Source organism: Lysobacter avium, from assembly GCF_015209745.1.
GTDB classification, from domain to species: Bacteria; Pseudomonadota; Gammaproteobacteria; order Xanthomonadales; family Xanthomonadaceae; genus Novilysobacter; species Novilysobacter avium.
Window position 1 is genome coordinate 2,801,977 of sequence record NZ_CP063657.1, and the last position, 21,035, is coordinate 2,823,011.

At 61.8% G+C, this 21,035-nt stretch carries 23 protein-coding genes; 16 read left to right on the forward strand and 7 right to left on the reverse strand.

All coding sequences use genetic code 11. The annotated features are described in order from the left end of the window. Positions 1-2 precede the first annotated feature (2 nt). The gene (locus tag INQ42_RS12580; protein ID WP_194034567.1) at positions 3-1,364 is read right to left on the reverse strand and encodes an MmgE/PrpD family protein; all 1,362 of its coding nucleotides are present in this window, start codon (positions 1,362-1,364) and stop codon (positions 3-5) included. A 154-nt stretch (positions 1,365-1,518) separates the two neighbouring features. Here INQ42_RS12580 and INQ42_RS12585 point away from each other — a divergent pair, with 154 nt between their 5' ends. Together INQ42_RS12585 and INQ42_RS12590 are read left to right on the forward strand one after the other, a co-directional pair. Then, positions 1,519-2,763: an acetyl-CoA hydrolase/transferase family protein gene (locus INQ42_RS12585; RefSeq protein ID WP_194034568.1), complete on the forward strand. Its 1,245-nt coding sequence runs from the start codon at positions 1,519-1,521 to the stop codon at positions 2,761-2,763. A 27-nt stretch (positions 2,764-2,790) separates the two neighbouring features. Then, positions 2,791-3,531, forward strand: a complete 741-nt coding sequence (locus INQ42_RS12590) for a GntR family transcriptional regulator (RefSeq protein WP_194034569.1) — start codon at positions 2,791-2,793, stop codon at positions 3,529-3,531. Between the two features lie 44 nt (positions 3,532-3,575). On the opposite strand, the gene INQ42_RS12595 is transcribed toward INQ42_RS12590, so the two are convergent. Both INQ42_RS12595 and INQ42_RS12600 read right to left on the reverse strand, forming a co-directional pair. Next, complete coding sequence (locus INQ42_RS12595) at positions 3,576-3,767, reverse strand: hypothetical protein (RefSeq protein WP_043959441.1); 192 nt, start codon at positions 3,765-3,767, stop codon at positions 3,576-3,578. Further along, complete coding sequence (locus tag INQ42_RS12600; RefSeq protein WP_194034570.1) at positions 3,764-5,323, reverse strand: FAD-dependent oxidoreductase; 1,560 nt, start codon at positions 5,321-5,323, stop codon at positions 3,764-3,766. The genes INQ42_RS12595 and INQ42_RS12600 overlap by 4 nt, the downstream gene beginning before the upstream one ends. A 109-nt stretch (positions 5,324-5,432) precedes the next feature. Between INQ42_RS12600 and INQ42_RS12605 the strand changes: the two genes are divergently transcribed. Then, positions 5,433-6,335 carry a LysR family transcriptional regulator gene (locus INQ42_RS12605; RefSeq protein WP_194034571.1) on the forward strand — a complete coding sequence of 301 codons (903 nt, stop codon included), beginning with the start codon at positions 5,433-5,435 and terminating at the stop codon, positions 6,333-6,335. Here the strand turns inward: INQ42_RS12605 and INQ42_RS12610 are convergent. Continuing rightward, a complete protein-coding gene (locus INQ42_RS12610; protein WP_194034572.1) occupies positions 6,332-7,333 on the reverse strand; it encodes an integron integrase in 1,002 nt (333 codons plus the stop codon). The two genes, INQ42_RS12605 and INQ42_RS12610, sit on opposite strands and share 4 nt — an antisense overlap. 1,283 nt (positions 7,334-8,616) lie before the next feature. Between INQ42_RS12610 and INQ42_RS12615 the strand changes: the two genes are divergently transcribed. Together INQ42_RS12615 and INQ42_RS12620 are read left to right on the forward strand one after the other, a co-directional pair. Next, positions 8,617-8,865, forward strand: coding sequence for a hypothetical protein (locus tag INQ42_RS12615; RefSeq protein WP_194034573.1), 249 nt, complete (start codon positions 8,617-8,619; stop codon positions 8,863-8,865). Positions 8,866-9,461: 596 nt separating this feature from the next. Then, positions 9,462-9,896, forward strand: a complete 435-nt coding sequence (locus INQ42_RS12620; RefSeq protein WP_194034574.1) for a hypothetical protein — start codon at positions 9,462-9,464, stop codon at positions 9,894-9,896. A gap of 58 nt (positions 9,897-9,954) precedes the next feature. Here the strand turns inward: INQ42_RS12620 and INQ42_RS12625 are convergent, their stop codons facing one another. After that, positions 9,955-10,236 (reverse strand): hypothetical protein, encoded by a 282-nt coding sequence (locus INQ42_RS12625; protein ID WP_194034575.1) that lies wholly within the window; start codon positions 10,234-10,236, stop codon positions 9,955-9,957. 538 nt (positions 10,237-10,774) lie between these two features. Here INQ42_RS12625 and INQ42_RS12630 point away from each other — a divergent pair. Then, positions 10,775-11,164: a hypothetical protein gene (locus tag INQ42_RS12630; RefSeq protein WP_194034576.1), complete on the forward strand. Its 390-nt coding sequence runs from the start codon at positions 10,775-10,777 to the stop codon at positions 11,162-11,164. 132 nt (positions 11,165-11,296) lie between these two features. Here INQ42_RS12630 and INQ42_RS12635 read toward each other — a convergent pair whose 3' ends face one another. Continuing rightward, a complete protein-coding gene (locus INQ42_RS12635) occupies positions 11,297-12,220 on the reverse strand; it encodes an IS110 family transposase (RefSeq protein WP_194034577.1) in 924 nt (307 codons plus the stop codon). Between the two features lie 249 nt (positions 12,221-12,469). Between INQ42_RS12635 and INQ42_RS12640 the strand changes: the two genes are divergently transcribed. From INQ42_RS12640 to INQ42_RS12685, 10 genes are all read left to right on the forward strand, one after another. Continuing rightward, positions 12,470-12,829, forward strand: a complete 360-nt coding sequence (locus tag INQ42_RS12640) for a hypothetical protein (RefSeq protein WP_194034578.1) — start codon at positions 12,470-12,472, stop codon at positions 12,827-12,829. Positions 12,830-12,948: 119 nt separating this feature from the next. Beyond that, on the forward strand, positions 12,949-13,461 hold the full coding sequence (locus INQ42_RS12645; protein WP_228064379.1) for a hypothetical protein: 513 nt from the start codon (positions 12,949-12,951) through the stop codon (positions 13,459-13,461). Between the two features lie 230 nt (positions 13,462-13,691). Continuing rightward, a complete protein-coding gene (locus INQ42_RS12650) occupies positions 13,692-14,249 on the forward strand; it encodes an HAD family hydrolase (RefSeq protein ID WP_248285407.1) in 558 nt (185 codons plus the stop codon). Between the two features lie 115 nt (positions 14,250-14,364). Continuing rightward, complete coding sequence (locus INQ42_RS12655) at positions 14,365-14,868, forward strand: hypothetical protein (RefSeq protein ID WP_194034580.1); 504 nt, start codon at positions 14,365-14,367, stop codon at positions 14,866-14,868. Positions 14,869-15,468: 600 nt separating this feature from the next. Next, positions 15,469-15,861, forward strand: coding sequence for a cupin domain-containing protein (locus tag INQ42_RS12660; RefSeq protein ID WP_194034581.1), 393 nt, complete (start codon positions 15,469-15,471; stop codon positions 15,859-15,861). 122 nt (positions 15,862-15,983) lie between these two features. Further along, entirely contained in the window at positions 15,984-16,826 is an 843-nt protein-coding gene (locus tag INQ42_RS12665; protein WP_194034582.1) for an exonuclease domain-containing protein, read from the forward strand. 79 nt (positions 16,827-16,905) lie between these two features. Beyond that, positions 16,906-17,076, forward strand: a complete 171-nt coding sequence (locus INQ42_RS12670) for a hypothetical protein (protein WP_194034583.1) — start codon at positions 16,906-16,908, stop codon at positions 17,074-17,076. Positions 17,077-17,591: 515 nt separating this feature from the next. Continuing rightward, positions 17,592-17,912, forward strand: coding sequence for a hypothetical protein (locus INQ42_RS12675; RefSeq protein WP_193985108.1), 321 nt, complete (start codon positions 17,592-17,594; stop codon positions 17,910-17,912). 105 nt (positions 17,913-18,017) lie between these two features. Further along, entirely contained in the window at positions 18,018-18,407 is a 390-nt protein-coding gene (locus INQ42_RS12680; RefSeq protein WP_194034584.1) for a hypothetical protein, read from the forward strand. Between the two features lie 656 nt (positions 18,408-19,063). Further along, entirely contained in the window at positions 19,064-19,402 is a 339-nt protein-coding gene (locus tag INQ42_RS12685) for an MliC family protein (RefSeq protein ID WP_194034585.1), read from the forward strand. 12 nt (positions 19,403-19,414) lie between these two features. Here the strand turns inward: INQ42_RS12685 and INQ42_RS12690 are convergent, their stop codons facing one another. Then, positions 19,415-20,974 (reverse strand): FAD-binding oxidoreductase, encoded by a 1,560-nt coding sequence (locus tag INQ42_RS12690; RefSeq protein WP_194034586.1) that lies wholly within the window; start codon positions 20,972-20,974, stop codon positions 19,415-19,417. Positions 20,975-21,035 lie beyond the last annotated feature (61 nt).

A 21,035-nucleotide genomic window follows, 5' to 3' on the forward strand; every position in this document is an offset into this window, starting at 1 on the left:
GCTCATGCGTCCAGCCCGGCCAACGCGGCCTGCAGCGGTTGCAGCGATAGCGCCGTCGGCAACTCACGGACGGCATCGAATACGCGGGTCGCCGCCTGCTTGCTCACGCCGCCCCACTCGGCCAGAGCCAGCGCCTTGGACGCGATCGCGGCCTCCGGCATCGGGCATTCCGGGTCGCCCCAGGCATCCACGCGGGCCGCGTGCAGGCGCCGGCCGTCAGCCAGCGCCACGGTCACGGAGGCGCCGTAGTGGTCGGGGAAGCGGGCGCTCGCCGCCTCGTCCTCGCTCACGATGACGCGCTCGCGCATGGCGGCCACGACCGGGTCCTCGATGGTCGCAGGCAGGTAGTGCGCCAGCTCGGGCCGACCCAGGCAGGCGATCGCGGCAACCGCGTGCTGCAGGCTGAATTTGGCTTCCAGCTCGGTGGTCGGCTCCGGCCGGTCGCAGAAGCGCAGGGCCTCGGCATAGGTGGTCACGTGGATGCTGACAAAAGCCTCCACTGGCAGGCCACCGGCCTGGCGCAGGGCGTCGCGCATCGCGTCGATCGCCGGATGGGCGTGGCGGCAGGCCGGCCACGGCTTCAGGCTGGTGCTGTGGATGAGCCAGTCCGGCGCGTCGGCGAGCACCAGATCCGGTTGGGCGTCGGGCGCGGTCGCGGCAAACAGTCCCTGCTCGCCCTCCAGGATCCGGCGCGGGCCACGCAGACCGGCAGCGGCCAGTTGCGCCGCAAGCAAGCCGCTGCGCGCGGCTTCGGCGTTATGGATCGACTTGGTCGGGACCGGCTCGTGGCGCATCTGCCACAGGCCACCGGTGCGGCTGCCGGCGGTACCGAGCGCATCGGCCAGTGCATCGGCGTCCAGGCCAAGGATGGAAGCGGCGGCGGTCGCGGCGCCAAACGCACCGGCGGTCGAAGTCGGGTGCCAGTAGCGGTAATGCCCGCGTCCCAGCGCGCGGCCGATGCGGATGGTCGCCTCGTAGCCGCGCACCACCGCATCAAGGAATTGCTGCGGCGTGGCGTCGGCGCTTTCCGCCGCTGCCAGTGCGACCGGAATCACCACCGGACCGGCGTGCAGGATCGCTCCGCGGTGGACGTCGTCCATCTCCAGCACGTTGCCCAGCGCCGCGTTGATCAGCAGGGCCGATGCCGGGTCTCGGCGGCCGGCGCCCAGCGCCGTCGCCTCACCGCCGGGCAGCGTGGCCACCAGCGCTGCCAGTTGGGCGGCCAGTGGCGAGCGCAAGCCGCCCAGCGCGCAGCCCAACCAGTCCGCCACCAGTGCGGCGGCGCGTTGGTGCGCGGAAGCGTCGACCGGACGCAGCAGGTGCGTGGCCAGGGCTTCGGTCAGGCTCGGGGCCTGTGCTGTCATGCCGCGTCTACCAAGTGGCACCTCGCTGGATCGTGGACTTTCCGACTCAGGGTATCGGACTTTGTCCGGACATATCATATGATCAGCATTCCGCACATCGCAAACCCGCTCCCAGCCGGGTCTGCCACCGCTGTTTCCCCGGACCGGAGTCCCCGTGCCTGCCCAGCTCGACGCCAGTTCCTTCCTCGATCATCTCCGCCCCGGCGCGGAGATCTACACGCCCGGCTGCGCTGGTCATTCGCTGCTGTTCGAGTCGTGGCTGCGGCAGGCGCCGGAGCGCTGCGACGGGGTCCGCTTCACCGGCGTACACATCCCCACGGTCAACCGATTCGACTTTGCCAGCCTGCACCCGGGCGCGCGGCAACGCACCATCTTTCTCAGCGCCGAGCTGCGCGAGTCGTGGCTGGCCGGTCGGGTCGACTACCTGCCGATGAGCTACTCGGCCACCTGGCAGTGGCTGAGCCAGGAGGCGCAGTTCGACGTTGCCCTGGTGCAGGTCGCACCGCCCGATGACAACGGCCAGTGCTCGCTGGGCGTGGCTGCCGACTTCACCCCTGCGGCCTGGCCGCGGGCGGCGAAGGTGCTGGCCCACGTCAATCCGCGCATGCCGCGTACCCACGGGCCGTCGATCCCCTGGTCGCGCATCCACGCCGCCATCGAGCACGACGGGCCGCTGCTGGAAGCACCGGACCCCGCACCTGACCCGGCCATGGAAGCGGTGGCGGCGCAGGTCGCCACGCTGGTGCCGGACCGTGCCACCCTGCAACTGGGCCTGGGGCGCCTGCAGTCGGCGGTGCTGCGCGCGCTGCGCGGACGGCGCGACCTGCGCATCCACTCGGGCATGGTGTCGGACGGACTGCTGGGCCTGATCGAGGATGGCGCACTGGCACCGGCGCCGGATGCCGTCGTCGCCGGCGTCGCCCTGGGCAGCCAGGCGCTGTATGAAGCTGTCGCCGCGCGGGTGCAGTTCCGCGAGGTCGGCTACACGCATGACCACGGCGTTTTGCGCGCCATTGCGCGCCTGACCGCGATCAACAGCGCGCTGTCGGTGGACCTGCTGGGCCAGGTCAACGGCGATTGCCTGGGCGGTCGCCAGCTCAGTGGCATCGGGGGCTTGCCGGACTTCCTGCGCGGCGCGCGACAGGCACCCGAGGGCCGCGCCATCATCGCCCTGCCCGCCGCCACGCCGAAAGGGCAGACCCGAATTGTGCCAATGTTGCCGGCTGGTCCGGTCAGCGTGGCGCGGATCGACGCCGATTGCGTGGTCACCGAGCATGGCGTTGCCCAGCTGCGACACCTGGACGTGCACGAGCGCGCCCGCGCGCTCATCGCGATCGCCGACCCGGCCCATCGAGAATCGCTGGAGCGGGACTGGCATGAAATCACCCAAAGGCTTTGACATGGCACATTTGAAAGGACTCCCGGCATGACCGCCAAGCAGCGCAGCAAACCCCGTTACGCCGAGCTGGGCGACCTGCTCCAGGCCGGCATCGAACGTGGCGACTACCCGGTGGGCAGCCTGCTGCCCACCGAGCTGGAACTGTGCGAGCGCCACCAGGTCAGCCGGCACACCGCGCGCGCCGCCCTTGCCCAGTTGATCACCGCCGGACTGGTCCAGCGCCGTCCCGGATCGGGCACGCGGGTCATCGCCCAGCGCGAGGCGATGCGCTACGAGCACGGCATCGACAGCCTCGACCTGCTGATGCAATACGGCAACACCACCCGCCTGCAGGTGCTCGAAACCCGCTCGGAGAAAGCCAGCGGCGAGATGGCCCGGGAGCTTGAGGTGGCCGCCGGCAAGGAGTACCTGGTCCTCAACGGCGTGCGGATGGAGGAACCCAACCGCGAACCCATTGCGGTGACCGAGATGTTCGTACCGGTGCGCGCGGGCACACCGAGCGCCGAGCTGCTCGAGCTGTCCAGCTCGGCGCGCACGGTCGCCGGCTTCCTGGATGCCGCACGGCTGTCGCGGGTGGAGCAGGTGTTCGATGCCGCCTCGCTGACGCCGGCCGAGGCCAGCTTGCTGGGGGTGGAGAGCACCGAACCGGCCATGCGCGTGCGCCGGCACTACCGTGACGCCGCCGGTCGGCTGCTGATGCTGGCCATCAGCAAGCATCCGCCCGGTCGCTTCGCCTACTCCATGGTACTTTCGCGCAAGCGGCGCTGAGGGCGCCGGCGCGCGCAGCCGGCCCGGATGCGCGCGAGGTTCGCTCAGCGCTTGAACAGCAGCTTCAGCACCGATGGCCGCAGCGCCATGCGCATCATCTGGCGGAACTCGGCCGGGGTCAGGCTGGTGGTGCACGGCAGCACGCCGGCCACCCCCTTCATCACCAGCAGACCGTCCTCGCTGACCACGTCGTTGATGCGCACGTCCAGCTTCATTGCGGGGGTGACGACCTTCATGCCGGGACCTCACGGGCGCTGATCTCGTTCGCGTGGGTTCCGCCGGCATCCACCCACTCTTCCAGCGCCACCAGGCCCTTGCCGGCGGCGCGCCCGGAGATCATCGCCTCGGTCAGGTAGGAACCGTTCTGGTAGAGGTCGGAGAACATCGAGCCCAGTTCGCCGGCCTCAAACAGGCGCGGGATCGGCTTGAGGTCGTGATCGAGCACCTCCGAATGGATGTTGCGCCGCGCGCCACCGCCGGTGCAGACGATCACCGGATCGACCTTGATCGCGTAGAACGGGCCCTGCTCGATCGGGTAAAGCGTGTCGGGGTTGCGCTCGAAGTCCGCGTCGCTCTTGCCCGCGCAGGCGGCGTTGTAACGGTCCACCGTCGCCCGCAGCTTGGCCGGGTCGCGACCGATCTTCGCCGCCAGCTCCTCAATCGTGTCGGCCTGTTCGATCCAGCCCTTGGCGATCTCGGCGCTGTTGTCATCGCTCCACCGGTAGCCGGTCACCACCGGCGCCCAGGTCATCACTTCCACCACCAGCTTGTTGTACTGGCAGGTGACGGAATCAAAGATCATGTGCACCGGGCCGGCACGATGGTGCGGGGTGTCCACCCAATGCCCGTGCTTCTTCTCCTTGTAATGGGTCAGCTGCAACTCGGCGGTCTCGTTGTAGAAGCGCTCGCTGAGCGCGTCGACCTCGATCCAGCTGAAGCTCTGCCAGAAGAAGGTGCGCAGGAACGCGGTCTCGAAACCCGGCGGGCGGAAGCCCGGCCAGATCCCGCCCGACTGCCCCTGGTTGCGCAGGTGCCACAGGTCGGCGCCGGCCTTCTGCAGGATCTTGATGCCGTCGCCGGTGTTGTGTGGCGTGCCCAGCGGGTGCGCCTCCGACAGGCCGAAGTAGTTGCGCTGCATGTCCATGTTGGCCTCGAAGCCGCCCACGGCCATCACCACGCCGCGGTTGGCGCGGATCGCCTGACGCTGGCCGTTGACCTCGGCAATCACGCCGAAGACCTCCAGCGTGTCCGGATCCTGGATCAGGTCCCTGAGCGGGGTCTCGTAGGCGATCTGGATGCCCGGGCGCAGGCGCACGTTCTCTCGGAAGGCCAGGTACACGCCGCTGGGGATCGGCAGGATGGTCGCTGTGCAGTAGACCGCCTCGCGCGCACCGAACTCGGGGAACTCCAGCACGGCGTCGCGATCGCTGAAACCGGTGCCGTGGATGTATTGCGCACCAGCCTGCTCGGCGCGGGCCTGGATCCACGGCTCCAGCGCCACCATCGCCTCCGACCACGGCACCAGCATGTCCTCGGGGATCGGATTGGCAGCACTCATCTTGCGCTGGTACTCGGCCAGCACCTCGGCATTCTTCGAAATCAGCAGCGACTGGCCGGCCACGCGGCTGTTGCCGCCGGTCTCGGCCTCGGGCGCCTTCTCGATGATCAGGATGCGCAGCTCGGGGTTGAGGTCATAGGCCTCGATCGCGGCGCACATGCCCGCCAGGCCCGCACCGGCGATGACGATGTCGTGGGTCTGGTCCCAGCGGGACACGGAAGAGAGACTGGCCATGGAGAACCTCCTTGCAGGGTTGAGGGCATGGTGGGCGCATTGAGCTGCCGATGCCAACCAATTCGAGGTTCGTCAACAACCGCAGGTTGTATTGGCCTACCCTGCCGGCATGGATATCCGTCAACTGCGCTACTTCCTGGCCGTCGTCGAGCATGGCAGTTTCACCCGCGCGGCCGCGATGACCGGCCGCACCCAGCAGGCGCTGAGCAAGGGCATCGCCGCACTGGAGCAGCAACTGGGTGCGCGCCTGTTCGAGCGCGGCTCGCGCGGGGCGCGACCGACCGCCGTCGGACGATTGCTGCTGGACCACGCGCGTACCGCCGACGACACCCTGCGCACCTTCGAGCAGCGCCTGCAGGAGTTGCAGACCGGCACCGAGGGCGAGATCCGTATCGGCACCGGTCCCACCGCCGCCGGCTCGGTCGTGGCACCGGCGGTGTTGGCCTTGCGCGCGGCGTGGCCGCGGCTGGGCGTGCGCGTCACCGGCGGCGTCCTGCCGGAACTGCTGCCCGCGCTGCTGGCCCGGGAGCTGGATGTGGTGATCGCCCTGGACACGATGCTGCAGACCGATCCGCGCCTGCATCGCGACCTGCTGGTGAATGACGAGTACCGGATCATGGCCAGCGCGTCGCATCCTCTTGCCGGCCGCGCCGGGCTGACCGCGGCCGATCTGCTGGACCATCCGTGGGTCATGGGGCGTCGCCTGGGCGAGGTCCAGACCCAGTTCCGCCAGCGCTTCACCAATGCCGGGCTGAGCCCGCCGGCGCAATCGCTGGAATCCTCATCGTTGGACTTCGTTCGTACCCTGGTCCGCGACGGCGAGTACCTCACCCTGCTGCCAACGCGCCTGGTCCACGTCGAGCTGGCGTCGCGGCAATGGACGCGGCTGGCGGTACCGGGCTTTTCCTGGGAACGTCCGCTGGTTGTTTACACCCGTCTGGGCGAGCCGCAGTCGGACCCGCAGGCCAGATTGCTGCAGGCGTTGCGGAACGCGGCGGAACAGGCGGGTTAGCGGTCCAGCGGACTGACCACGCCCGAGCCGCCGCGATTGAGCACGTGCGTATAGATCATCGTGGTGGAAACGTCCGAGTGACCGAGCAGTTCCTGGATCGTGCGGATGTCCGACCCCGACTCCAGCAGATGCGTAGCGAAACTGTGTCGCAGCGTGTGGCAGGTAGCGTGTTTCGCGATTCCCGACGCCTGCGCGGCGATCCGCACCGCCCTCTGCAAATTCTTCTCGTCAACGTGATGCCGGCGCTCTACACCCGACCGCGGGTCAATGCTGCGCAACCGCGAGGGGAAGACGTACTGCCAGATCCATTCGCGATCCGCGGCGGGATACTTGCGTGCCAGCGCCCCCGGGAGCCAGACCGCGCCGTGGCCCACCGCAAGATCCCGCTCGTGCAAGACCCTGGTTTGCGCAAGGTGCAATTGGAGTGCCGGGACCGTTCTGGCGGGCAGCATCGTCCGCCGGTCTTTGCCGCCCTTGCCCCGTCGCACCAGAATCTCGCTGCGCACGAAGTCAATGTCCTGCACACGCAGGCGCACACACTCCATCAGCCGGATGCCTGAGCCGTAGAGGAGACTGGCCATCAGGTGATGGACACCACTCATCTGAACAAGCAAGCGCGAAACCTCCTCGACCGTGAGCACCACCGGCAGTCGCTCGGGCCGTTTGGCACGCCGGATGTTGTCCATCCAGGGCAGATCCTGACCCAGCACCTCCCGATACAGAAACAGCAGCGCGGAGAGCGCCTGATTCTGCGTTGACGCCGCAACCTTTCCCTGCACGGCCAACCGGGTAAGAAACCACTCGACCTCCCGCTCGCCCATCTCGCTTGGGTGTCGTTTCCCATTCGCAAGAATGAAGCGGCGAATCCAGCTCACGTAGGCGTCCTCGGTACGAATCGCCAGTCCGCGTCGGCGAATCCGCGCCCGCACCATGTCCAGCAGCCGAGGCGCGTGCTGCTCGGTCGTTGCGCCGTCCGACGGCGGGTGCGAATATCCCATGGCGCAGGTCCGTTCCGGAGAGACTTCCAGATTAGGCCCAGGGAATAGGCACCTTCGCTCAGCGGAAGTCGTTGATTTCTGTAGGACTTGCCCTGAAAACTCGGACCGGGCTATCCGGATTACACACAAGGAATAGGCACCACTTTGGTGCCGAATAGGTGTTAGGTCGCAGCAAAAGCATCATGGGCGTCAGTGCGATGTCGCAACGATTGTTTGAGTCGCTTCAGGGCAATTTCTGGTGTCGCAACAGATGACTGGTCCGCGCTGCCGGAGTCAGCGGAGACATTTGCAGGCCTGCGCCGCAGGTTTCTCGCTCGGGCACAACGCGGCGACCGGGCAAGTCCCCGCAGTGCAGCTCATCGGGCGCAGGCACCGTCTCTCGCGTTACTGCCAGCAGGGTCTTTCACCGCTGACTTTTCTCCGCTACCGTTGCAACCTAACTGGCAGTTCAAGCCGAGCCCCCGAAGTCCCATTTCCAGGCAAAGTCATAGTTCCATTTCCATCAGCATCCGGCCAACGCGTTGGGGGCCGGCTTAACTACGGTGTTAGGCGCTTGCGCATGATCCTGTCGCCAATGCACCATGCTTGTACCGGCTCAGCTCGCCCCGTTGAACGACAACTGCGGCGCGCTAGCCTCAATCGAAACTCCAAGGGGAAAATATGCGCCTCATCGTCACTTTTCTTGCCTTCGTCGCTCTGGCTGGATGTGGTTCAAATACCGTCTGGGTAAAGAATGGCGTCACTCAGCAGCAGGTAAACCAGGATCACTACGATTGCCAGAGAGAGGCGGCGCAGTACAACTCGGCAGGCTACTCGCACACTGTTGGGCATCTGTACGACAGCTGCATGGCAGCCCGCGGGTATCGCCCTCAGGGCAAGTAATTAGAGCGTCCGCTCATGACCACAATCGCGACACCGCACAGATACGAGATAAAAGCCTGATGAATCTTTTGATTAATGAAGTACAGGATGGTGGAAAGCTTATCGTCCTAAGTGATGGATCCAAGTGGGCTGTCGACATTGTGGATTCAATTCACAGCGCGCTGTGGATTCCTATGGACAAAGTAGAGGTGTCTAGCAGTAAGCTAACCAATCTGTCGCGTTCGAACAAAGCAGTGAGGGTCGAACGCAAGTACTAGGAGCGTTGCTGTGGGACGCGCCTAACAATGCGTTCAAGCCGAAGCCGCTTCGTTCCACCAAGCACATGGCAGGTAAAGCTTGCCACGTGCTTAGCTCCACTACGCGGCTCGGCTTAACTTGGGTGTTAGGCGTCACACCAACATATGGGCAAGCTGTTTTCACTACGGGTAGCGTGGCTGGTGCTGTTGTCCGCTGCAATTTCATGGGCGGGTGCAACAGTGCGCGACGCGTTGATCACTAATTTTCCATCCGAAGAACTTTGGGTATCACGAATCGGCAATGTGCTTATTGCAACAAGTGTTGGCTATTTCGTTGTCATGCCAATTCTTGCCCACTTTGGTATTCGTGATAGAAAAACCGATAGGCTTACCAGCGAAGACGGTGACGCCTAACAATTCGTTCAAGCCGAACTTGCTTCGTTCCACCAAAGCCATGGCGGAAAAAGCTTGCCATGGCTTTGGCTCCACTACGCAAGTCGGCTTAACTCAGGAGTTAGGGCGCATGAGACGACTCGGTTACTGCATTCTCTTCATCGCCGTTTCTGGTTGCGCTGCTGTCCCCAGGCGGGGCGAGCCGTTTCTGCCCCTGCTCAAGCCGCCTCCAGCTGGCCTGGAGGAGGTCTACCTGACTGCTGCGCTGCGAGGAATCCCTGTCATTGAGCGCGGCTGTGTCCGTATCGCCAGCCCAGCTGGTGATCGCAGCCGAACTGTGCTCTGGCATCAGGGCACGGAGCTCGGTAGAGACTCTCAGGGTTACTACTTGCGTAACGATAGAACTGCCGCCCGCTACCGCTTCGGGAGCCTCGTTGTCTTCGGTGGCGGGGAAATGCCAGCAGAGTGGGCCGCGCAAAGCTATCCAGAGGCCGTGCGGCGCTGCGGGCCTCCGTACTCCTCAGGTTGGCTTCCCAAGTGAGTAAGCTGCGCCCTAACAATTCGTCCAAGCCGACGCCGCTTCGCGGCGCGGCTTAACTCAGGTGTTAGGGCGCGCAATGGAATCTTTCGCGAACTTGGCAAGTAATCCCAAACTCTGGTTCGGAGTTTCGCTTGCTGCATTCCTGCTGTTCGCTTTTCGTGCAGACAATGCCGCAAAGGGACTGGGGCTGACTGTTGTCGACCCAACAACGAGCGATGCAAAGCCAAAGTTTTCGCTACTTGATGTAGCTAAGCTCGGCTTGGTACTTGCTCCTATACTCGCCTTGCTGTACGTGCTCAAGCAGATCAGCTTCGTAATTACGCTGTCCTTGCTACTCGCCCTATGCATGTACCTTTGGTTTACCGGATACCGGTCAAAAATCAGGCGACTGCAAACACTTGGCCTAACAGCCGCCGAACGTAACATTCTCCTCTCAACGTTCACATTGGCTGTATCTAGCATATTCATCGGGCTGGCCATCTCCGCTTGGATTAAGCGTGGCGCGCCCTAGCACGTCGTTCAAGTCGAAGCTCAATCGCTTCGCGCTTGAGCTCGACTTAACTCAAGCGTTAGGCCGCATAGGACACATGACGACAACCGACCCAATAATAATTGGCTGTGGAGAGCACGGTGAGCGAATTTCGGCCGTCGTCTGCAAGCACATGCTCCGCGGCCAGCCCGCTCCAGCGGGGGTTGTCGAGAACAGCAACGACCCGCACGACCTTCAGGCTTGGTGCTACCTGTGTGAGGACAAGTTTCAGCAGGAGGGAGACATGACGGAGGCCTTTAGAGAGTTCAATGGCATGGCTATCGTCTGTGTGGTTTGCTACGACGAGATCAAGGCGCATCATGCAATCCCAGCAGGCCAATAGCCATGCAACCTTGCGTGCAGCCTAACGAGTCATTCAAGCCGATGCCGCTTCGCGGCACGGCTTAATTCTGGTGTTAGACCGCATGTACAGAATCGCGCCAACCGTAGTTTCGTTGTTTGTAGCTGCCGCTACCGCTGGATGCCATGTGGCACCGCAAAAGGCAGCGGCCTCTCCGGAGAGTCGTGAGGTTCCGCTTCAATGTCAGGGACAGATGATCTCCGTAGACGAGGCGCAGCGCTTAATGGAAGAGTGTCAGGTAGTGTCCTTAGGCCAACCCCACCAAGGGCCGGTAATCTTGTCCTTGCGGGACGGGAGTCGTGCCTGCTTCTTCCAACCACGCCTTTATTGGGTGATTGCTAAGGCTAATCAGGTTTGCCCCACCTCACCCATTCAGATGACCGTAGAGTAGCGAGCCTGCGGTCTAACTAATCATTCAAGCCGAACGCGACAAGTCGCGTCGGCTTAATTCCGGTGTTAGGCATCACATGAAAGATTAGGGGGATTTGTGAGACGAAAAATGCAGTCTGTCCAAGTTGAGACGGATGGAGACAACAACATCCTGATCTCTCAAGAGATCCATGACCTTAACGAGCCGGATCCGGTAATAACCGTCTCGCCAGATCAGGCTGCGTTGCTTGCCTCATGGATCATTGAAGCCTCAGGTCGTTCTTCCGCGCCGTCGGACGCAGTAGAGTTAATCCCCGTAAAGTTCTTCTCGCGCGGGCCTGAGGCGGAGCTTGAGGAGATGTCCGTGTACAACAATTCAAGCGGCATGATCATCCTCAGCATCGATGAGGACACCTATATTGAGATTTCCCCTGCGATGGCCAAACGCATGCGTGATCATCTATCCAAGGCAATCTCTCTCGCCTTCACTGACATGCTCAGGGGCGACGACGAGGTGTGATGCCTAGCAATTCATTCAAGCCGAACCCGCTTCGTTGCTTCGTTCAAATGCATCGTGGGTGTTGCTTCATCAACTCCCGATTCGCTCGTTGCGGGTCGGCTTAATTCAGCAACTGTCTTGCAAGCCTGCTGGTCAGACCATCGCGAGACCCTCCGCTCGCAGCTCGTCGCGTCGCCTGGCGTTGACGATTCCCAGCAGCTTGCGCATGCAGGCCACCAGAGCGATCTTGCCCAGCTTGCCGCGCTCCCGTAGCTGCAAGTAGTGGGCTTTCATCATCGGATCCCAGCGCACCGCCGACAGCGTGGCCATATACAGCGCGACTCGCACCGAGGATCGGCCGCCGCGGATGCGACGTTTGCCGGAACCTTGTCCACTGTCGCGATTCATTGGTGCCACGCCCACCAGCTTTCCGATCTGCCTGCGATCCAAATGCCCAAGTTCGGGAAGCAAGGCGAGCACGGTGGCCTGGAATACCGGACCCAACCCTTTGCTGGACTGAACCGCCGGTGTGGCGTGTTCCTTAACCAGAGTGCGGATGGCGGCATCGATCGCAGCCTGTTCGCGCACCAGCGCAGCGATGGTTCCGGCCACCAGCTTGCGCACCTCGCTGGGGGCCATCGCGGACTGTTGTTTCTGTGCCTGCAATGTCATGACAACCTGGCTGCGTCGACGCAGCCAGCTCCGCAGTTCGCGCTGCCAGAGCGGCAGTGCCACATGGCAACGCAGACGATCCGCAAACAGGTCGGCCATCAGTGCCAGCAGGCGGGCATCGATGGCATCGGTCTTGGCCAATTCACCGGTGGCCCGGGCAAAGTCCCGTGCCTGCCGCGGGTTCACCCGTGCGATCCACAGACCACCATCGCAGCACGCTTCCAGCAGCGCCTCTTCGTAGCCGCCGGTGGCTTCCACCACGATCCTGGTCGCCTTCAGCGTTCGCAGTCGCTTGACCGCCTTGGTAATCCCCGCCCTGGTATTGGGATAGCGGGTCACCGCTGCCTGCCCGTTAACAGCCAGATCAAGGCTCGCCTTTCCGACGTCGATCCCCACTGCCGTCATGTCGATTCTCCGATACAGTTGGCGGGTCGAGAGCATCGCGTCCGAGGCCCACGCTTATCAGTTCGAGGGACACCTCGAGCAACTGTTCGGGCGCAGGGCGCGAGATCCGGCATGCGGCCCCTGCTGAATTACGGTGGGCTGACACCGAGGTGTTATCGGGCGCGCATGCCGGGCTCTCGGCGCTCAGCGTAGGGCAACTTCAAGACATAAGGTGTTAGGCGCGCAGCCAATCATCTCGCAGGTGGACACATGAAAAGGATACTTCTACTTTTTCTCGCAGCCCTAGCATGTCCTGCTCAGGCGATGGAGTTGTACTGTCAGGGAACAGCTTGGACAAATACGGGCCAGTCCATTGACGACAGTCGTTTACTCACGTTGGACAAAGACAAGGGCGAGATCACGGTCAGTACTTTTACCGGCATGGCTACTGGAAAGATCAAAGTAGACCCGCAACTCTACACGGGGTTTCTCCACTCTCAGACCGTCACGTACTGGTTTAATCTTGACCGCTACAGCGGTAGCTTTGTCCTTGTTACTACTCAGCAAGATGGCAGGCCAGGCCGTGGAGAGTTCAGTGGCACGTGCAAGCAGCGCTCGCAACAGTTTTGAGTGCGCGCCTAACAATTCATTCAAGCCGACGCCGCTTCGCGGCGCGGCTTAATTCCGGCGTTAGCCGTCACACGAGGGATCGTCGTTTGCCTAGATGGATATTTGCGCTATTACAGTTCTTGCCGCTTTCATTGTTTGCTGCCTATGCATTCTGGAACGGAGCACCTGATGAGCAGCGCTGGCGAGAGGCGTTCCAGATCGCCTCTATTGCTGCAGTGGCACAGCTCGCCCTTGTGTTGCCCCAGCCTCGCCCTGCCAATCGGCTCGTCTTGGCAGCGAATGTCTATCTCATGCTTGGCGGACTCGCCTTTTTGCTGCATCAATGGTGGTACTTGCGGCTCTACGACTCCTTAAGAGAGTCAGCCATCTTCATCATTATGCTGTGCGTCGGCATTGCAGCCACGCTCTTTACCAGCCCTGGATTCGCCGCAATTACGCACGCCCCACGCCATGTGGTGATGCGCGCTTCGATTTCGCTGCTCGTCGCGACCGCTTTGGCACTTGGCATATCCTTCGCTTTTCGCGGTGATCGCATTCTGGCCGCCGTCGTTCCCATCATCTGTCTGGCTGTCCTTCAGCGCGTCTTAGTTTCTCGGGCCGGTGGGCGTGGCTTGGTGGCAAGTGGCGGGTGAATTGACACAGCAAGTGCGACAAACGGGTGGATTCACACTACAAGTGCGACACGCGCCTAACTGGTCGTTCAAGCCGAACGCCCGAAGTCCCATTTCCAGGCGGACGCGTTGCTCAATTCCAGTCAACCTACGGTCTACGCACCGGGCGTCGGCTTAACTACGGTGTTAGCGCCCATCAAATGACACTAGCTCTCTTCGACTTCGACGGAACGATCACGACGAGAGAGACCATGCCGGACTTTCTAAGGTGCTCTATCTCCCCAGCGCGGCTTATCCTCGGGCAGCTCCTCTTGGCCCCTCTGATTGTCGGCTATAGGTTGGGGCTTGTCTCAGGCACATCTGTCCGTCGCGCCATCGTTCGCTTCGGCTACACCGGGACCACGGTTGCTGCACTCAGAGCGCACGGACAAGAGTTCGCTCGTAACTTTCTGCCCGCTACGGTTCGACCAGAGATGATGCACCGGATTTCTTGGCACAAAGCGCAAGGTCACAAGGTGGTGGTCGTATCCGGTGGCCTCGATACCTATCTAGCACCTTGGTGCCGCCAGCATGGCCTAGAGCTCATCTGCTCCGCACTTCAAGAGCACGATGGAGTTCTGACTGGGCGCTATGTAGGAGAGCAATGCGTCCTGAAGGAAAAAGCGCGGCGTGTTCGTGAACGCTACGATCTGGTGAACTTCAGCGAGATCTACGCCTATGGCGACACACCAGAGGACAAAGATCTCCTGAGTTTGGCGACACGTAGGTACTATTGCGGGAAAGAGGTCGGCGCGGTGGGTGGGCTCTAACTGGTCGTTCAAGCCGAGCCCCCGAAGTCTCATTTCCAGGCAGAGTCGTAGTTGCATTCCCATCAGCATCCGGCCAACGCGTTGGGGGCCGGCTTAACTACGGTGTTAGCTTGCAATGGCAGCAATATCGCAGTCCGACAAGAACGAGATCCTCCGCTTAGTCGGAGGCATCGTTCTGACGAGTCAAGACGTAGAGCGATATCTCAAGCATGTACTTCCCTACATCGGTAACGGCGAACTCAGCGTTAGCTCCCAAATCGCAAGGCATGAGAAGCTAAAAAAGCGCATGCTTGGCCTCCTTGTCGGGGAGCTCGTTGATTCATCGACCTCTGACTCCCTAGATTTCTCACAGCACATGGCAAGAATCGTGCACGACAGGAATCAGGTCGTGCACCATTTCAACGAGACCTACGGTCAGCAGCTCAGCACGGGTAGCGCAGATGAGGTAAAGGCTTCGTTGCAGTCTGTGCTGGCCAATCTAACCAACCTAAAATCAGTCACGGAACAAATGATGGCAATCGTCCTCGAAGGCCTGCGGGACATAACTTTCGCCAATACGCCGGAACAGACTCAAATGGCGGATCTTTGTGCCTCGTTCCGCCAACAAATTGCAAGCTAACAGTTCATTCAAGCCGAGCCCGCGAAGTCCAATTTCCAAGCAGAGCCGCAGTTCGATCTCCATCAGTATCTGGCTCACGCGTTGCGGGCCGGCTTAATTCCGGTGTTAGGCCTTGCTTCCCGCACTATTGTTGCCGGGTTCCAGGCGATCTGTAGCGCATCGCTTATCCGCAGCGTTTGCACCTCGCACGCGCGGTGCAGGCATCGGCAGTCAGCCCTGCAGCGCCTCGGCTTCGGACTGACGCTACTCTCCGCAAGATTCGACCGGCCGAGTCGGCTTCGGACAGGGCGCTGTGAGAGTTCTTGGCCGCGCGAGTCGCTGGTTTTTTGCTTCGGTCCCGGCAAGTGCCAGCCGCAGGCCAATCGGCCAGACTTGTTGTAGTGTTCGGCTCAGGGGTTGGGCTGTCGCAAGGTCGGGCGCAAGCTCGGAGTGCGGCGGCCTAACAAATCGTTCAAGCCGAAGCCGCTTCGTTACGCAAAACACATGGCAGGTAAAGCTTGCCATGCGTTTCGCTCCACTACGCGTCTCGGCTTAACTCTGGCGTTAGGTGCATGCGACGGGTTCGACGGATATGATTGTTCGATACAAAGGAGAAACATCATGAAAGGCTTCGTACAGGACATTGAGAGTATTGCCGTTAAGAACGACGAGTTTCGTCAGGTGCTGTACACGGCGAAGAATTGCCAGCTTGTCATCATGGCATTAAAGCCCAACGAAGAGATTGGGGCGGAAGTTCACACGCTGGATCAGTTCTTTCGCGTGGAGGAAGGTGCCGGGGAAGCGATTCTTGACGGTGTCCGGACAGCGATCAAAGCCGGTTTTGGGATCATTGTTCCGGCCGGGGCAAACCACAACATCATCAATACTGGAAACGCCCCCCTCAAGCTCTACACAATCTACGCGCCTCCCAATCACCGAGACGGCGTTATTCACCATACCCGCGAGGATGCGGAGGCTGACAACGAGCACTTTGACGGCAAGACGACGGAATGACTTCTGGTCGACCGATGGCCCGGATGTTCTGTGTTGAGGAGCATGCGCCTAACAATTCATTCAAGCCGAACCCGCTTCGCGGGTCGGCTTAACTCAGGCGTTAGGCGCTTGTGGAGGTCTCAATGCGATTCCTAGTTGTTGATTGCGAAACGACGGGGCTCGAAGATGTCGATGAGCCCATCACAATCGGCGCGATCTTGTGCGATTTTTCCGCGTCTAGAGATGGCGAGGTGATCGAGACGTATTACTCGGAGCAGCAGCCATCACGCCCAATCTCAATCCAGGCGATGGCAACGCACGGCATTTATGATGAAGACTTGGCGGGAAAAGCCTTCGACCTAGCACGTTTTAACCAGCTAGTGGAAAGCGCTGACGTGATAATTGCTCACAACGCCCGCTTTGATGCAAGAATGCTTTTCAAAGTTTCGCCTCAAATTATTGGCAAGAACTGGCGCTGTACGTTTAATCAAATTACCTATCCAAGCGAACTCAATCGAGAGAGTCTCGATTATTTATGCCTTCAATGCAAAGTGGAGCGCCGCAATCCACATAATGCACTCAATGACTGCGAAAGTTTGCTCGGCGTCCTAAACACAAGGCTCGGAAAGACCAAGCGGAGTAACACTCATCTCGGCCGAGTCCTTGCAGAACCAGAGTGGCGAGTGTTCTCGCGGCGAAATCCAATGCTACGGCTCGAGAGCACCGACGGGATTGTTTTTTCGGAGATAAATGAGCCGCGTATACTCGAATGCGCTGAGACCTCGCCTATACAACTATGGACCAAAGATCACTTGGACTTTGTGGTCGGCTACTTCCGCTACGGCCATTATCACGGAAGACAAGGCGAGCTCTTTCGGTTTAGAAAAGTGGATAACCCGCACATCGCTTGCGCTACGGACGAGGCTCTGGACTACATGGTCAAGAAGTTCACTGACGCGTCTGTGATTATCGGGCCAAGCGGCTAACAATTCGTTCAAGCCGATGCCGCTTCGCAGCACGGCTTAACTCAGGTGTTAGGCAGCAAGAACAATGAGGATCGCTGCGATGGAAATTCAGCAATTTCAAAATCGAGTTAGTGAATACATCAAGTCTCATCCACATGAAGTGGGCTTCTTATGTTTCTTTGCGGCATTCGCACTCGTTTGGGTGCAGGCAGATAACATTGGGGCTTTCATCCGTGGCTTCTTTGATGGCGTTTATGATGCAGGTCATTAGTAAGAGCTAGTTCTTGCTGCCTCACCATTCATTCAAGCCGGCGCCACTTCGTGGCGCGGCTTAACTCAAGTGTTAGGCCGCTAAGACAAGGAATCGAGTCATATGGAAGAATCTCGCGCTGACGCAATCGCTCGAGCCATCCTGCAGCCAGACCTCAAGGCCCGAGAAGAACTCCGGCGCAAGAGGGCTAAAGAGGCGTCGTGGCTCGTTGAGAAGCGCAAGGTTGCTTGGCTGGCGCTCATTGGCTTCGCAGTCGGTGCCGCTGCTGCCATCTACGGTGGGGAACGCTTCACCAATGGCGCACTGTGGGGATCCTTGAGCGGTGGAGCTATTGGTTGGCTGTGGATCGGGTGGCGTAGCTGGCGGGGCGGGCCTAACAAGTCGTTCAAGTGGAACCCCGAAGTCCCATCTTCAGACAGAACTGTTCTTCCATTTCCGCCAATCTTTGGACTACTCGTCGGCGGTCGGCTTAAATACGGCGTTAGGTGCGTTACTGCACCGCAAGGAGGCATGGAGTGAAACTGACAGACTCGGAAATTCGCCACTTCAAGAATGTACTGTGGGGCACCCGCTTCTGGGCGTGGTTCCGCTGGGTTCTGTTGGGTGTTCTGGGCTACACCGCCGTCGCGCACTTCAGCGGCTGGAAACCGATGACCCGTCCTGACTGGCTGGTTGCCGGAGCGCTTTACATGCTTGTCGCTTGGCCAGGCCTGTGTCGAACCTACGTATTTCACACGCTTCGCCGCGTTGTGGCGGAGGACCCGGAGGCACGGGCACAGCTTGCTGCGGCTGGCGTTAAGGAGTTCGCGCCTGGCACACCAGCGGGGCGCGCCTGACAATCCGTTCAAACAGATGGGGCAGTTCCTGCCAAAGCGGGGTTGGGGCGTCGCAGGAAGTCCAACCTGTGTTATTAGGCCCTATCTCATCAACAAGGAACCGTTATGAAGAACCTGATTACCGTTGCTTTGCTCTGCATGTCGTCGGTTGTTGTCGCCAACCCCAGCGCCCCGGCTCAGGCTGACCTGTGGACCAACGCTCGCCCCGACGTGCAGGTTTCAGTTGTCCGCGGCAAGGCGATGGACACCTATGAGCTCTCCGCATCTATTTCTGATTTGCGTACGGGACAGGTGCTGTCGGAGCCAAAGCTCATCGCGACGCCAGGGAAACCAGCACAGGTCCAGGTTGGTGCGACCGGCGCCGATGGCATGATCAGCGTGGAGTTCACCGTGACCGTAGCCGACTCGGGAGACACGGCGACCTACTCGTCTCAGGTCAAAGACAACGGCGTTGCAATCAGCTCGCAAAGCTTCACGCTTGCGGTAACGCGTTGATTTCACTGTCAGGACAGGAGTCTTCAAACGCGCTGGCCAAGAAAGTGGTGCATGGCCGAGTCAATGACCGCCGTCACTCTGGATGGGTTCGACCGGCTGGGATCGCTGGCTGTAGCTGAAAGCCGATGCGCGAGTTAGACCTCGCATACGTGCACCAGAGATGCCGGCCGTTCCCATTGTTTTCGAATCGAGCGAGTCGGAACAACCGGCCGCTGCTCTGGACCTGCGTCTCCCAGAGCACCCGCTCCCTGCCGGACGACGACCGATGGAGCGCCGCAGTGCGCTCGCGGATCCCCATTTGAACCGCCTGAATCTGAGTTTCCAGGACCGCTCGGTCGGCGGAACGATGCAACGCATGGTCAGGCCGGAATCTGTAAAGATCTTCGCAACGCGCTGACGTCTGGCATCGGCGACGCCGCCGTGGTTGTGAACACCATGAAACAGCATGGATGTCGTGTTTAGCCCAAGCCATCAAACCGAGCTTGCGTGAGGCTGATCGGTTGCCGCTTGTTCCAGCCTGATGACAACTTGGTCACGATCGATCTGGTCTTATGCCGGCGCACCACGTCCGTCAGCCGCTTGCCATTCCGGCCAAGTTGGGTGCGTTGGATTGATCCCACCCCGGCGGCGCCACCGTCCAGATCGAGAGGTTCACGATGAAGATTCTTGCCCCCGCCGCCTTTGCGTCCGTTTTGCTGATGTCCGCGTGCGTGACGTCGCCACAGTCCCCGGCCGATTCCAGCGCGCAGAGCTACCGCTGCGAAAGTGGCCAGACGATTACCGCCAGCTACCCCACCACCGACTCGGCGACCGTGCAGTACAAGGGCAACAGCCACACCATGGCGATTGCCGTTTCCGCCAGCGGCGCACGCTACCTGGGCGGCGAGATGGAGTGGTGGACCAAGGGCTCCGGCACTGGGTCGGAAGGCACGCTGTTCCGGCACATGCCCGACAACACCACCGGCGAGGTCATCGAGACCTGCACCGCCATCTGATCCAGACCGGGTTCAGCCTCCCAACACGCCCGGGTTCATCAGGCCCTTAGGGTCGAGTTGCTGCTTGATCGCATCGAGCATCGCCAGCGCCGCCGGGTCGCGCCCTTCGCGGTAGGTGTAGAACTTGCCGATCTGGAAGCTCGCCGCGCCGTGCGCACGCATGGTGTCGGCGATCTTGCGCTTGAGTGCGTCAGTGGCGGTGCGCGCCGGCAGGTTCTCGCCGGGGCAGCCGATCCTGGCGCGATGATCCGCATCCACGGTGCGCACATGGAAGGCGTTGTGCGAGTCGGGCCAGTAGATGCACGGCTCGATCAGCGTCGCCTGCGCGCCGACGGTTGTCATCAGGGTGCCGATGAACAGGCCGTGCTCGTCCATTACCGCCTTCTCGGAGGCAAACAGGTCCTGCAGGGCGTTGAACAGCTCGGTGCTGCGCGAGTGCGGCACGATGCCGTGGATCGGCGCCCAGCGCTCGCCGGCTGAGCCGAGCATCGCGTTCTTGGCCGCGAACGGGTTGGCCGCCATCACCTTGGGTACGCTGTTCTCGACCTCCGTGCCGAATGCCGCCACCGCCTTGCGGGCCGCCGCGACGCGCGCGTTGATCTCCCCCTCCGAGTCGGCCTCCAGGGTGATGTGCAGGGTGAACAGTTCCGGGTCGAGGAAGTCGCGGCCCTTGGTCACCAGCTTCAGGCCCTGCATCAGGCCGCCCTTCTTGATCACGTTGCCGAGGCTTTTGACATCGCTGCTGAGGCTGGCGCGGCGCATGCGGATCTGCGACAGGCTGGGATCGAAGGCGGCAATCTCCGAGGCCAGGCCGGCGCGGGCCAGTGCGCCCATCGCGTCCATCAACTGGTCGGCGCGCTCGAACTGCCACGACAGGTAATCGATGTGCGAATGCCTGGGCAGCAGGCGCAGGCTGGCGCGAACCTTGATGCCGAGCAGGCCGCAGTCGCCGAGGAAGACGCCGGTCAGGTCGGGGCCGTGCCAGCGGAAAAACGGCGTCGCATTGCCCGAGGCGGCCGAGCCGGTGCGCAGGATGTCGCCGTTGGCGGTGACCACCTCCAGTCCCAGCACGGAGTCGGCCGATGAACCGTAGCGGGCGGAGCCGTGGAACACGCTGCCCTGTGACAGCGCCCCGCCGACGGTCGCGTGCGAGCCCGACATGGGGCCGAAGTACGGAGTGCGCACGCCCTTGGCCTGCAACGCCTGCTGCAGGGCTTCCCAGGTGACGCCCGCCTCGACCACCACGTAGGCGTCGCGGACGTTGATTTCAACCACCTTGTCGAGGCCACCGGTGTCGATCAGCACCGTGGGCTGGCGGGTTGCGAGGTAGCCGCCGGTGTAGCTCATGCCGCCGCCGCGGGCGATCAGGGTGATGCCGGCCGCCGTCAGCTGGGCCACAGCGGCCGCGAGCTGATCCGCGTCGGTCGGGCGCAGGACGGCCAGCAGCGGCTCGCCCTGGGAGTAGACGTCGGTGCCGAAGTACTCGAGCTCGGCCGGGTCGGTGATGACGGCGTTGCCCCAGCGGGTCTTCAGGTCGGCGATGACGTGATCGGGGGAGAGCGTGCTGCTCATGCGGAAGTCCTCGGAAGTCGTTGCGCCGTTCCGTGCCCTGCGCCTCGGGCGGCGGGCGGGT

Excerpts from the sequence above, each read along its gene's own strand:
- INQ42_RS12580 (WP_194034567.1), bottom strand. The coding sequence starts at position 1,364 with ATGACAGCACAGGCCCCGAGCCTGACCGAAGCCCTGGCCACGCACCTG.
- INQ42_RS12590 (WP_194034569.1), top strand. The coding sequence starts at position 2,791 with ATGACCGCCAAGCAGCGCAGCAAACCCCGTTACGCCGAGCTGGGCGAC.
- INQ42_RS12595 (WP_043959441.1), bottom strand. The coding sequence starts at position 3,767 with ATGAAGGTCGTCACCCCCGCAATGAAGCTGGACGTGCGCATCAACGAC.
- INQ42_RS12600 (WP_194034570.1), bottom strand. The coding sequence starts at position 5,323 with ATGGCCAGTCTCTCTTCCGTGTCCCGCTGGGACCAGACCCACGACATC.
- INQ42_RS12605 (WP_194034571.1), top strand. The coding sequence starts at position 5,433 with ATGGATATCCGTCAACTGCGCTACTTCCTGGCCGTCGTCGAGCATGGC.
- INQ42_RS12610 (WP_194034572.1), bottom strand. The coding sequence starts at position 7,333 with ATGGGATATTCGCACCCGCCGTCGGACGGCGCAACGACCGAGCAGCAC.
- INQ42_RS12615 (WP_194034573.1), top strand. The coding sequence starts at position 8,617 with ATGGGCAAGCTGTTTTCACTACGGGTAGCGTGGCTGGTGCTGTTGTCC.
- INQ42_RS12620 (WP_194034574.1), top strand. The coding sequence starts at position 9,462 with ATGGAATCTTTCGCGAACTTGGCAAGTAATCCCAAACTCTGGTTCGGA.
- INQ42_RS12625 (WP_194034575.1), bottom strand. The coding sequence starts at position 10,236 with ATGATGCGCCTTGATCTCGTCGTAGCAAACCACACAGACGATAGCCAT.
- INQ42_RS12630 (WP_194034576.1), top strand. The coding sequence starts at position 10,775 with ATGCAGTCTGTCCAAGTTGAGACGGATGGAGACAACAACATCCTGATC.
- INQ42_RS12635 (WP_194034577.1), bottom strand. The coding sequence starts at position 12,220 with ATGACGGCAGTGGGGATCGACGTCGGAAAGGCGAGCCTTGATCTGGCT.
- INQ42_RS12640 (WP_194034578.1), top strand. The coding sequence starts at position 12,470 with ATGAAAAGGATACTTCTACTTTTTCTCGCAGCCCTAGCATGTCCTGCT.
- INQ42_RS12650 (WP_248285407.1), top strand. The coding sequence starts at position 13,692 with ATGCCGGACTTTCTAAGGTGCTCTATCTCCCCAGCGCGGCTTATCCTC.
- INQ42_RS12655 (WP_194034580.1), top strand. The coding sequence starts at position 14,365 with ATGGCAGCAATATCGCAGTCCGACAAGAACGAGATCCTCCGCTTAGTC.
- INQ42_RS12660 (WP_194034581.1), top strand. The coding sequence starts at position 15,469 with ATGAAAGGCTTCGTACAGGACATTGAGAGTATTGCCGTTAAGAACGAC.
- INQ42_RS12665 (WP_194034582.1), top strand. The coding sequence starts at position 15,984 with ATGCGATTCCTAGTTGTTGATTGCGAAACGACGGGGCTCGAAGATGTC.
- INQ42_RS12670 (WP_194034583.1), top strand. The coding sequence starts at position 16,906 with ATGGAAATTCAGCAATTTCAAAATCGAGTTAGTGAATACATCAAGTCT.
- INQ42_RS12680 (WP_194034584.1), top strand. The coding sequence starts at position 18,018 with ATGAAGAACCTGATTACCGTTGCTTTGCTCTGCATGTCGTCGGTTGTT.
- INQ42_RS12685 (WP_194034585.1), top strand. The coding sequence starts at position 19,064 with ATGAAGATTCTTGCCCCCGCCGCCTTTGCGTCCGTTTTGCTGATGTCC.
- INQ42_RS12690 (WP_194034586.1), bottom strand. The coding sequence starts at position 20,974 with ATGAGCAGCACGCTCTCCCCCGATCACGTCATCGCCGACCTGAAGACC.